Below are 11,174 nucleotides of genomic sequence, written 5' to 3' on the forward strand. Positions count from 1 at the left end.
GACCATCCCACGGTGGCTCTTTACATTGACGAAGCAACGCTCAAGAGCGGGAAACCACACCACTCACGGGGACGTAACCGTGCCGCGATTACCTCACTCTTCACTTCCTTCTCGGTAGTCTCGCGCTGGCTAAGGAGCGAACGTCTCATGACCGTGAGACCCTCGCGACGCTGGCCCAGCGCCGTAAGCGATGAACGCACGCGCACAAGATCGCGTGCAGCGAAGACATTGGTAGCGCCGAGCTTCAGAATCGTTGGCGATCGGCCTGATCCATCCAGGAAGAGGCCAAGCGACTCTTGGACGTAGTAGCGGTTGTAGACAAGCAGCGCCCAAGGAAACTCTCGGTCGCCGAGCGGGATTGAGCTAGTCGAGTTGTTGCTGCGGATCGATGCGGTCGTCGTCACGCCTTCGGTATCCGCGCCGCTGGACGACAGGCGCAGTACCTCCGAGAATGTGGTCTTGCCGCTTCCGTTGCGGCCGTAGATTACCGTCCGACGGCCGAGCACGCAAGCAGATCCGGTGCCATCGAAGGGTCTCGAACTGAGTCCACGAAAGGCCGCACTAGTGGTGAAGCTACGGAGCATCTGAATCGCCTACTCGACTAGTTTTAGCGGCGGAGTCGACTTCACGATTTTCATGGTCTCAACACCGACGGCGACGATACGTTCGAGATGATCAGCTCAGGAAGAATGTCGTGGATGCTCGCGACCATGCAGCGCCTCTTTCAAAATTGCAGGTACTGCCAAGGTATCGGTCGCCCTCGGCGACCTCGGTAGGCCCGATAGCCCCATAAGGGGCACGGCGGCTTCTTCACAGCTGGACGGCGTGGCCGGCTGTCCACAATTCGCTCCTAGTCGTCTTGTAGGGCGACGCGGACTGGGTACTGAGTTCAGCGCGTCGGAAACGGAATCCAACAGACCGACATCGTTCGGGAGCGCCCGGAGTTCTAGCGGTTCCGCGTCGTCAGCATATGGAGGCGGTCACATGCGAACTAGATACGGACCATGCCGATGCAAACCAAATGTCAGAGGTGGATGTTACATATGACTCAGGTGGCCACCCGACGGAAGAGGGAGCAAATTGATCGACTGGTTCCAACTCCGCGACATGATGTGGCAAGGGCGGTGGGACGCCCTGGTCATGATCTTCGAGGCACTGGTTACGAACGTTGGGACGCACTGGTGGTTCGGTCCACTTCTGCTGTTGATTCTTCTCACAACGACTCGCAAGGCGTTGATTCGACTTTTTCGTTACGTGGGGTCCACCTTCGCTCGGGGCTATTCCGGAGACTGATGACTCACTCGGCGTAACCCCATCGACGGCTCTGCTTCCTCGGCAACCTTGGCGTTGTTGAGCTCAGCCAGCCGTCTCCCGGGGTCAATCTGCCCCCACTCGGTGAATCTGGCATTCGATGGGGAAAGCCGTGGTTTTCGCAACCCGATAGGCGTATCACCTATCAGGAACAACAGGCATGGAGGGCAAGGACATGAACAATCCCAAGACGACACGAGCAAACTTCGGGACCGTGCGCCAGCTCAAATCAAAACGATGGCAGGCGCGATACCCGAGAGAAGACGGCGGCCTACGGATGCCGGGTCCGACCACCTTCAAGACCTCCAAGGAGGCACACGTGCACATCGCCAACGTCCAGTCCGACCGGGCGCGTGGCGTGTACCACGACCCCCGCAAGGGAGAGCGCCACCTTACCATCTATGCCCGGGAGTGGATTGAGAACGGCGGGAGTCGAGGCAAGCTGGCCATCCGCACGACCGAGCTATACGAAGACTTGCTGGTGCGCCACGTCGCCCCGAACATCGGGAAGAGGGCAGTGGGTCAAATCACTCCTGCAATGGTCAGAGGCTGGTACACAGCGCTCGGCAAGGAACTCGCAGAGCGCGCCGCGCGACCTCGTGCAGACGGTGGCGAGCGCGTGGCATCTGGAAAGACCCGGCAGCGCCAGGCCTACGCCTTCCTGAAGGGAGTGATGAACACGGCGAAGACCGACGGGATGGTGGGCTCGAACCCATGCCAGATCATCGGAGCTGGGATGGTGCGCACCGAAGAGCGTCCATTCATGCCCATGGAGGACTTCACCCGTCTGCTGGAGTCCCACCCAGCCGACCTGCAGCCAGTCATCGCTCTGGCTTTTGGGGCGCACCTCAGGCTCGGTGAAGCCGTTGCGCTCCAACGTTCAGATCTCGATCTGGAAAAGGGCACCCTGAAGGTCGTTCGGCAGGCAGTCCAGACACGTCGGACGGGGGTGGTCGTCACCCCGACCAAGACCGAGGACACCCGCTCGGTGGACCTGCCGCTTGTCACAGTCGAGGCCATGATCCTGTACTTGGCGTCGGTCCCCAGGGCTCTCCCCGCAGCTCCACTCTTCACACGGTCTAACGGGAAGGCTCTCACGAGGGCGCAGCTCCAGCACGCCTTTAAGAAGTCCCGTGATTCGACCGACCTAAGGCAGTACCACTTCCACGACCTCCGGCACAGCGGACTCACCCTCGCCGCACAGAGTGGAGCCACCGTGCGCGAGTTGATGGCCCGAGCTGGACATTCAACTTCCTCCGCTGCAATGAAGTATCAGCACGCCGCCGAGGAGCGTGGAAGGATCATCGCCGACGGCATGAGCGCGGCCATGAGAACTGGCATGAACAGGCCTCCCAAGACGGCCTGAAGACAGCCGACTTCGGGACCTAAGGGCACGCGGAGGGCACGAAATCGACCAGCGTGATCGCATTCACTGCTCAGAGAAATGCAAAAACCCCGGATGACCGGGGCTTATGCAAGGGAGCGGATGACGGGAATCGAACCCGCGCTATCAGCTTGGGAAGCTGAAGTTCTACCATTGAACTACATCCGCACATCCGTCGCGCAGGCAAGCCCGCACCGGAACCGTGCCAGCATATCAAGTCCGCGCCGTTAGGCTGGAACCGTGCTGCTCTCGGATCGCGAAATCAAGGCTGAAATCAACGCGGAACGAATCCGTCTGGAGCCGTACCAGGCCGACATGATCCAGCCGTCGAGCATCGACGTGCGACTCGACGGCTTCTTCCGCCTCTTCGACAACCACAAGTACCCCTATATCGATCCGGCCGAAGACCAGCCCGATCTGACCCGGTTGATCGAGACCGCCGCGGGCGAACCGTTCATCCTGCACCCCGGTGAGTTCGTACTCGGGTCCACCTACGAGAAGGTCACCCTGCCCGACGACGTCGCCGCGCGGCTGGAGGGCAAGAGCTCGCTCGGCCGGCTCGGCCTGCTCACCCACTCGACCGCCGGCTTCATCGATCCCGGTTTCACCGGCCACGTGACGCTCGAGTTGAGCAACGTCGCCACCCTGCCGATCAAGCTGTGGCCCGGCATGAAGATCGGTCAGCTCTGCTTCTTCCGGCTGAGTTCGCCCGCCGAACGTCCCTACGGCTCAAGCGAATACAGCTCCCGCTACCAGGGCCAGCGCGGGCCGACCGCGTCGCGGTCGTTCCAGAACTTCCACTGCACGGATGTGCGGGAGGCCTCGACGGGATCGACCACCGGAGCCGAGTAGCCCGGTTCACACGCATGCAACACGCGCCCGGTAAAATCGGCCCATGACCACATCCGTGCCCAGCTTTGCCGAGGCGCTCGTCGCGCCGGGACCGACACCCGACTACCCGGGGCGGATGCGCCGCTTCGGCCAGCTGGTCGGCGCCTGGGCCGCCACCGGGTCCCGCCTCGACGAGACGACCGGCGAATGGACCGGGCGCGAATTCACCTGGATCGTCGACTTCGTGCTCGACGGGCGTGCGGTGCAAGACGTCGAGGTCGTCGTGAGCGACTCGCACCCGACCGGCTTCGAGACCGTCGCCACGGCCGTGCGAGTCTATGATTCCTACGCCGGCGTGTGGCGGGTCAGCTATTTCGCCCCGGCATCCGGCGAGTACTGCCACCTCGTGGCGACCCCCCACCGCAACGGCCTGCGCCAGGACGGCACGGGCACCGACGGCCGCCCGATCCGCTGGAACTTCGTCTCGATCACACCTGACGCCTACGCCTGGGAGGGCTGGGTCTCCAACGACGAAGGTTCCACCTGGGTGCTGGTCGAGCACAACGAGGCCACCCGCATCCGTTAGCCGATCTGGTCCTGGCGGGCCTTCACCGGCAGCAGGAGAAGCAGCCCCACGAGCAAAACCAACATGAGTCCGAGGATGCCCCAATAGGTTTCGCCGAAGATCGTCACCATCAGGGCGAACATGGTCGGCGCCAGAAAGCTCACCGCGCGGCCCGTCGTGGCGTAGAGCCCGAAGACCTCGCCCTCCCGGCCGGCCGGGATCAGGCGTGCCAGGAAGGTGCGGCTGGCCGACTGGGCCGGCCCGACGAAGAGCGTCAAGGCGAGGCCGGCGGTCCAGAACACGATCTGACCGCCGTCGTGCAGCAGGAATACGATGCTGCCGAACACGATCAGGCCGATCAGGGCGGTCACGATGATCGGCTTTGCGCCGACCCGGTCGTCAAGCGCGCCGGCGATGATGGTGGCCACGCCCGCCACGACATTGGCGGCGATAGCGAAGATGATCACCTCGCCGGGTGAGAATCCGAAGACGGATGCCGCGAGCACCCCGCCGAAGGTGAAAACCCCGGCCAGGCCGTCGCGGAAGATCGCGCTCGCGATCAGGAAGTACACCGTCTGGCGGCTGGTCTTCCAGAGCCGGATGATGTCTTGCCCGAGCACGATGTAAGAACGGAGGAAGCTCACCCGGGGCCGGCGCACCGCGGCGGGAGAACGGTATTCGGGAACCGAGAACAGCACCGGCAGGGCGAACAGGCCGAACCAGGCGGCCGCGATGAGCATCGTGACCCGCACCGAGAGGCCGTTCTCGCTGGTTACCCCGAACAGACCCACGTCGGGGCTGATGAAACCGAAGTACACGATGAGCAGCAGCACGATGCCGCCGATGTAGCCCATGCCCCAACCGAAACCGCTGACCCTGCCGATGGTGCGCGCGGTCGAGACCTGGGACAGCATGGCGTTGTAGTTGACGCTGGCGAACTCGAAGAAGACGTTGCCGGCGGCCACCAGAACGAGGCCGAGCAGCAGGAAGCTCGGTGACGCCTCCACGAAGAACATCGCCGCGGTGAGGCCCACCACGATGAACGTGTTGACGCCGAGCCACAGCTTGCGCCGCCCGGAGGTGTCCGAGCGCTGTCCGGTGATCGGGGCCAGCACGGCTACCAGCAAGCCGGCGATAGCGAGGGCCCAGCCGAGCTGGGCGGAAATGACGTCTTTGTCGCCGAACGAGCTGCCCGTGATGTAGACGGTGAAGACGAAGGTGGTGACCACCGCATTAAACGCGGCAGAGCCCCAGTCCCAGAAGCTCCAGGCCACTACGCGGCGTCTGCTCGTTTTGTCTGGCAGCTCCCGGGCATCCGTGCTGCCCTGCTCCGCGATCCCGGTCATGCGCTGAGGCTAGTGGATGCGGGGGGCCGGAGACCATCGATTGCACGAAATCTCAAAGTTGAGTCGTTCACGCTCAACTCTCAGGTGCGTGGCTTGACTTTAGATTTGGGACACTGGCACACTTGAGCCAGCACCACTCAACTCTGTGAAATCGAGCTGAGAACATACTTTAAAGGAGAACGCACACATGGCCCGTGCAGTAGGCATCGACCTCGGAACCACCAACTCTGTGGTGGCCGTCCTCGAAGGTGGAGAACCCACCGTCATCGCAAACGCCGAAGGCTTCCGGACCACACCGTCCGTCGTCGCCTTCACCAAAGACGGCGAGGTGCTGGTCGGCGAGACCGCCAAGCGCCAGGCCGTCACCAACGTCGACCGCACCATCGCGTCGGTCAAGCGCCACATGGGCACCGACTGGAATGTCGCCATCGACGACAAGAAGTTCACCCCGCAAGAAGTTTCGGCCCGCATCCTGGCCAAGCTCAAGCGCGATGCCGAGGCGTACCTGGGCGACAAGGTGACGGATGCCGTCATCACCGTTCCCGCGTACTTCAACGATGCCGAGCGCCAGGCCACCAAGGAGGCCGGCGAGATCTCCGGCCTTAACGTGCTGCGTATCATCAACGAGCCGACCGCGGCCGCACTTGCCTACGGCCTCGACCGTGGCAAGGAAGACGAGCTCATCCTGGTCTTCGACCTCGGCGGCGGAACCTTCGACGTCTCCCTCCTCGAGGTAGGCAAGGACGACGACTTCTCCACCATTCAGGTGCGGTCGACTGCCGGTGACAACCGCCTCGGCGGCGACGACTGGGATCAGCGCATCGTCGATCACCTGATCAAGAAGTTCAAGGAAACCACCGGCGTCGACGTCTCCAAGGACAAGATCGCCAAGCAGCGCCTCAAGGAAGCCGCCGAGCAGGCCAAGAAGGAACTCTCGAGCAGCATGTCGACGAGCATCCAGCTGCCGTACCTCTCCCTGACCGAGAATGGCCCGGCCAACCTCGACGAGACGCTTACTCGCGCCCAGTTCGAGAAGATGACCGAAGACCTGCTCGACCGCACGAAGAAGCCGTTCCAGGACGTCATCCGTGAAGCCGGGGTCAAGGTGGAAGATATCGCCCACGTCGTTCTCGTCGGTGGCTCCACCCGCATGCCCGCCGTGTACGAGCTCGTCAAGGCCGAGACCGGTGGCAAGGACCCGAACAAGGGCGTCAATCCGGACGAGGTCGTCGCCGTTGGCGCCGCACTGCAGGCCGGCGTGCTGAAGGGTGAGCGCAAAGATGTTCTGCTCATCGACGTCACCCCGCTGAGCCTCGGCATCGAGACCAAGGGCGGCATCATGACGCGCCTGATCGAGCGCAACACGGCCATCCCGACCAAGCGCAGCGAGACCTTCACCACAGCCGACGACAACCAGCCGTCCGTCGCGATCCAGGTCTTCCAAGGCGAGCGCGAGTTCACCCGCGACAACAAGAACCTCGGCACGTTCGAGCTGACCGGCATCGCGCCGGCCCCGCGCGGCATCCCGCAGGTTGAGGTTACCTTCGATCTCGACGCCAACGGCATCGTGCACGTGTCTGCCAAAGACAAGGGCACCGGCAAGGAACAGTCGATGACCATCACGGGCGGATCCTCGCTCGCGAAGGAAGACATCGAGCGCATGGTGCGCGAGGGCGAAGAGCACGCCGCCGAGGACAAGCGCCGTCGCGAGGCAGCCGAGACCCGCAACACGGCGGAGCAGCTCGCTTACTCGATCGAGAAGCTGATCAAGGAGAACGACGAGAAGCTGCCCGAGGACGTGAAGTCCGAGGTTCAGGCCGACGTCGACGCCCTCAAGGCCGCTCTCGTCGGCGACGACGATGCGGCCGTGAAGACGGCCTTCGACAAGCTCAACGAGAGCCAGGGCAAGCTCGGCGAGGCCATCTACAAGACCAGCCAGGCGGATGCCGCGGCCGGTGCCCCAACCGACTCCGAGCCGACCGCCGACGCGGCCGGCTCGGACGAAGACGTGGTTGACGCCGAGGTCGTCGACGACGAAGACGAGGTCAAGAAGTAATGGCAGACGACAACAAGCGTCCTGGCGACGAGCCGTTTGACGAGGGGGCATCCACTGAGGGTGCCCCCGGGGCCGACGCCGAGGCGGAAGCCGAAGGTGTGAGTGTCGAGGACATCGACGAGGTGTCCGCCGAGGGTATCGAAGAGGACGAGTTGACGGTCCAAGACATCCTGGATGCCGCCACGCGGGAAGTCGATGAGCCCACGAGCGAGCACCTGGCCGACCTCAAGCGGGTCACCGCGGAGTACGCCAACTACCGTCGCCGCACCGAGGCCAACCGCGAGGTCGAGCGTGAGCGCGTCACCGTGGATGTCGTCAAGGGCCTGATTCCCGTGCTCGACGATCTCGACCGCGCTGAGAAGCACGGCGACCTGGTCGAAGACTCGGCGTTCAGCACGATCGCCGCAAAACTGCGGGGGAGCGTCGAGCGCCTGGGCGTGAAGTCCTTTGGCACGGTCGGCGAACCGTTCGATCCGACCATCCACGAGGCGATCTTCCAGCTGCCCACCGCGGGCATCGAGTCGGAGACCGTCGGTGACGTGATCGAGACCGGCTACTTCCTCGGCTCGTCGCTCCTGCGCGTGGCCAAGGTCGTCGTGCAGGTACCGAGCGATGGCTAGCCAGGACTGGTTCGATAAGGACTTTTACAAGGTCCTGGGTGTGTCAAAGGACGTCACCCCGGCCGAGCTGAAGAAGGCCTATCGCAAGCTCGCCCGCAAGTACCACCCGGACTCCAATCCGGGCAACCCTGCGGCCGAGGCGACGTTCAAGGAGATCAGCGAGGCACACTCGGTGATCGGTGACCCTGCCCAACGCAAGGAATACGATGCTGTGCGCGCGATGGGCGGTGGGGCCCGCTTCACCGCCCCACGCCCCGGTGGCGGGCAGGCCGGAGGCTTCGACGATGTCTTCGGAGGCATGTTCGGTGGGGGCGCGCGGCAACAACAGCCCGGCTACTCCTATGAGCGGGGCGGTTTCGACGACCTCCTCGGCGGCATGTTCGGCCGCGGTCAGGGTGGCGGCGGTTTCGGCACCTCGAGCGGCGGGTTCCGCGGCTACGGCGGGCCGACTCGCGGCCGCGACGTGATCGCGTCGACAACGGTCGACTTCATCACGGCCACGCACGGTGACCAGATCACCCTGCAAACGCAGGATGGCCGCGCCATCAAGGTGAAGATCCCGGCCGGGGTGGCCGACGGGCAGAAGATCAAGCTCCGCGGCCAGGGGCAGCACAGCCCCGACGGCGGCGAGTCCGGCGACATCGTACTCACGGTGAACGTGCGCAAGCACCCGGTCTTCGAACGCGACGGGCTGAACCTGCGGGTCTCCGTGCCGGTCACGTTCGTCGAGGCCGCGCTCGGCGCCACTATCGAGGTGCCGACGTTGGGCGGAGCGCCGGTCAAACTGCGCATCGCCCCGGGCACCCCGAGCGGGCGCGTGCTGCGCGTCAAGGGGCGTGGCGTCGTGACGCCCAAGGGCACCGGGGACCTGCTGGCGGAGGTTCAGGTTGCCGTTCCGTCTCATCTGTCGAAGGACGCCGAGGAAAAACTCGCGGCCTTCGCGGAAGCACTGCCGAAGGAGAATCCGCGCGACGAACTCCTCGCGAAGGCGAGAGACTGACGGTGGACGAGAACACCCGGGTTTTCGTAATCTCGATGGCCGCCGAGCTTGCGGGCATGCACCCGCAAACGCTGCGCCAATACGATCGCCTGGGACTGGTGAGTCCCGACCGCACCCCCGGTCGGTCTCGCCGGTACTCGATGCGGGATGTGGCCAAGCTCCGCGAGATCGCGGAGCTCGGTGCCGAGGGTGTGAGCCTGGAAGGCATCCGTCGCATCATTGACCTCGAGGACCACGTGCGCACGCTCGAATCGCGGCTGCGCGAATTGGAGTCTGCGCTGGCCGATGAACTGCTCAACCGTCCGGGCCGCCGCGTCTTCGCGGCCGGCTCGGCCGGTGAGGTCATCTCGATGCGGGCCGGTACGCGCACGCGCCGGTCCAACCAGATCGTGATCTGGCGCCCCCTGGGTTCCCGCCCGATCGGCGACGAGAAGTAGCCGCACCTGCGGGCTAGCCTGAGGCAATGCCTGATTTTTCCTTTGACCGCCTGCGGCGTTTCCCCGACGTGGAAGCGGACAATCTCTTCGCCGTGGATGCGAGCGACCGCCTGATCCTCGACGAGGCGGCGGGCGTGCTGGCCGAGGCAGGATCCGGCGAGGTCGTGGTGATCGAGGACCGCTATGGCGCCCTCACCCTGGGCGCGGCCGCACTGGCCGGGGCCCGGGGAATCCGGGTGCACCAGGATGTCCTCTCCGGGGAGTTGGCCCTCGCCCTGAATGCGGCCGACGCCGGACTCGTCGATTCCTACCGCTCTTTCATCCTGGGCGAAGAACTGCTGGCGAACGCGCGGGTGGTACTGATCCAGCTGCCGCGCAGTCTGGCGGCGCTCGATGAGTTCGCCGACGCCATCCGTCGTTTCGCGGCACCGGATGTGGTGGTGATCGCCGGCGGACGCATCAAGCACATGACGCCGACCATGAACGCGGTGCTCCGCCGGCACTTCGGCGAGCTGCAGGTCTCGTCGGCCCGGCAGAAGTCGCGGGTACTCAGGGCAGCGGCCTCGATTGTCTCCGCAACTCAGCCGACGATGTCCACCTGGCCGAATTGTGTGGAGCACGCTGACCTGGGACTCACGATCTGCGCCCACGGGGCTGCGTTTGCCGGCGCGACCGTCGATATCGGGACGCGCTACCTGCTTGAGTTCCTTGATCGCATGAAAACGGATGCTCGGAGCGCCATCGACCTCGGCTGCGGCACCGGGGTGCTCGCCGCCACCCTCGCCCGACGCCGTCCCGCCCTGCGGGTGACCGCCACCGACCAGTCGGCCGCGGCCGTCGCCTCCGCGCGGGCCACCATGGTGGCCAATGCGCTCGCCGACCGGGTCACGGTCGTGCGGGATGACGCGCTCCAGAGCCAACCGGATGCCTCGGCCGAACTGATTGTGCTGAACCCGCCCTTTCACATCGGCTCGTCGGTCCATGCCGGCATAGCCCTGAAACTGTTCGATGATGCCGGACGAGTGTTGCAGCCCGGTGGTGAACTGTGGAGTGTGTGGAACACCCACCTCGGTTATCGCCCCGCGCTGACGCGATTGGTCGGCCCGACACACCAGGTCGGTCGGAACGCCAAGTTCACCGTCACGGTCTCGACCGGACGCTGAGACGCGCCGGACCGCCGTGAGGCCCGCACCTGGGGGCTTGCGCCAGGGCGCCGGAGCCGACACGCCCGGGATGCGGGAGGGAGTTGCGCACCCCCAGAATTCACCGTAATGTCTCTCTAGTCACCCCACAGGTGCGGAAAGCCGCAGAGCTTCCCGGCCTCAAGTGGGACGAAGATTTTAGTTTTTTCTCGAATATCCTCCCGCCTAGGGAGCGTTCGAGTTCAAACCAAGATAATATCTTTCTTCGGCTGGTCGTCAAGTCGCGTATGTAGATTATTTCGAGTCGCTCTGGTGCACTCGAAATCGACTGCTTTCCGTTATTTGACAGGGACTAGTCGGGTGGGTACGTTATACAAGTTGCCTCGAAGCGACAGCCCGTGGGGCTTGAAGTCGAGTGCGTCCGATCCTTGAGAACTCAACAGCGTGCACAATGTCAAATGCCAAAAACCTCGGCCGTGGGG

10 protein-coding genes and 1 tRNA gene are annotated in these 11,174 nt (G+C 64.2%); 8 read left to right on the forward strand and 3 right to left on the reverse strand.

What is annotated here, in order from left to right; genetic code table 11:
- Window positions 1-20 precede the first annotated feature (20 nt).
- A complete protein-coding gene (locus CXY82_RS00700) occupies window positions 21-584 on the reverse strand; it encodes an AAA family ATPase (RefSeq protein ID WP_146069006.1) in 564 nt (187 codons plus the stop codon).
- Window positions 585-1,471: 887 nt separating this feature from the next.
- On the opposite strand from CXY82_RS00700, the gene CXY82_RS00710 reads away from it, so the two are divergent.
- Window positions 1,472-2,677: a site-specific integrase gene (locus CXY82_RS00710; protein ID WP_104169247.1), complete on the forward strand. Its 1,206-nt coding sequence runs from the start codon at window positions 1,472-1,474 to the stop codon at window positions 2,675-2,677.
- Window positions 2,678-2,792: 115 nt separating this feature from the next.
- Here CXY82_RS00710 and CXY82_RS00715 read toward each other — a convergent pair.
- A tRNA-Gly gene (locus tag CXY82_RS00715) sits at window positions 2,793-2,863 on the reverse strand.
- A gap of 72 nt (window positions 2,864-2,935) precedes the next feature.
- Here CXY82_RS00715 and dcd point away from each other — a divergent pair.
- Together dcd and CXY82_RS00725 are read left to right on the forward strand one after the other, a co-directional pair.
- A complete protein-coding gene (dcd, locus tag CXY82_RS00720) occupies window positions 2,936-3,547 on the forward strand; it encodes a dCTP deaminase (RefSeq protein WP_104169248.1) in 612 nt (203 codons plus the stop codon).
- 43 nt (window positions 3,548-3,590) lie between these two features.
- The gene (locus CXY82_RS00725) at window positions 3,591-4,112 is read left to right on the forward strand and encodes a hypothetical protein (RefSeq protein WP_104169249.1); all 522 of its coding nucleotides are present in this window, start codon (window positions 3,591-3,593) and stop codon (window positions 4,110-4,112) included.
- Here CXY82_RS00725 and CXY82_RS00730 read toward each other — a convergent pair.
- Entirely contained in the window at window positions 4,109-5,437 is a 1,329-nt protein-coding gene (locus tag CXY82_RS00730; protein WP_104169250.1) for an MFS transporter, read from the reverse strand. The genes CXY82_RS00725 and CXY82_RS00730 overlap by 4 nt on opposite strands.
- A gap of 187 nt (window positions 5,438-5,624) precedes the next feature.
- On the opposite strand from CXY82_RS00730, the gene dnaK reads away from it, so the two are divergent.
- The 5 genes from dnaK to CXY82_RS00755 are packed head-to-tail and all read left to right on the forward strand — an operon-like array spanning window position 5,625 to window position 10,713.
- On the forward strand, window positions 5,625-7,493 hold the full coding sequence (gene dnaK, locus CXY82_RS00735; protein ID WP_104169251.1) for a molecular chaperone DnaK: 1,869 nt from the start codon (window positions 5,625-5,627) through the stop codon (window positions 7,491-7,493).
- Window positions 7,493-8,113, forward strand: a complete 621-nt coding sequence (locus CXY82_RS00740) for a nucleotide exchange factor GrpE (protein WP_104169252.1) — start codon at window positions 7,493-7,495, stop codon at window positions 8,111-8,113. Before dnaK ends, CXY82_RS00740 begins: the two co-directional genes overlap by 1 nt.
- Window positions 8,106-9,113, forward strand: a complete 1,008-nt coding sequence (locus CXY82_RS00745; RefSeq protein WP_104169253.1) for a DnaJ C-terminal domain-containing protein — start codon at window positions 8,106-8,108, stop codon at window positions 9,111-9,113. The genes CXY82_RS00740 and CXY82_RS00745 overlap by 8 nt, the downstream gene beginning before the upstream one ends.
- Before the next feature lie 2 nt (window positions 9,114-9,115).
- The gene (locus tag CXY82_RS00750; protein WP_104099724.1) at window positions 9,116-9,550 is read left to right on the forward strand and encodes a heat shock protein transcriptional repressor HspR; all 435 of its coding nucleotides are present in this window, start codon (window positions 9,116-9,118) and stop codon (window positions 9,548-9,550) included.
- Between the two features lie 26 nt (window positions 9,551-9,576).
- Entirely contained in the window at window positions 9,577-10,713 is a 1,137-nt protein-coding gene (locus CXY82_RS00755; protein ID WP_104169254.1) for a class I SAM-dependent methyltransferase, read from the forward strand.
- The last annotated feature ends 461 nt before the right edge of the window (window positions 10,714-11,174 follow it).

Source organism: Cryobacterium sp. M23, from assembly GCF_002929655.1.
Classification (GTDB): domain Bacteria; phylum Actinomycetota; class Actinomycetes; order Actinomycetales; family Microbacteriaceae; genus Cryobacterium; species Cryobacterium sandaracinum.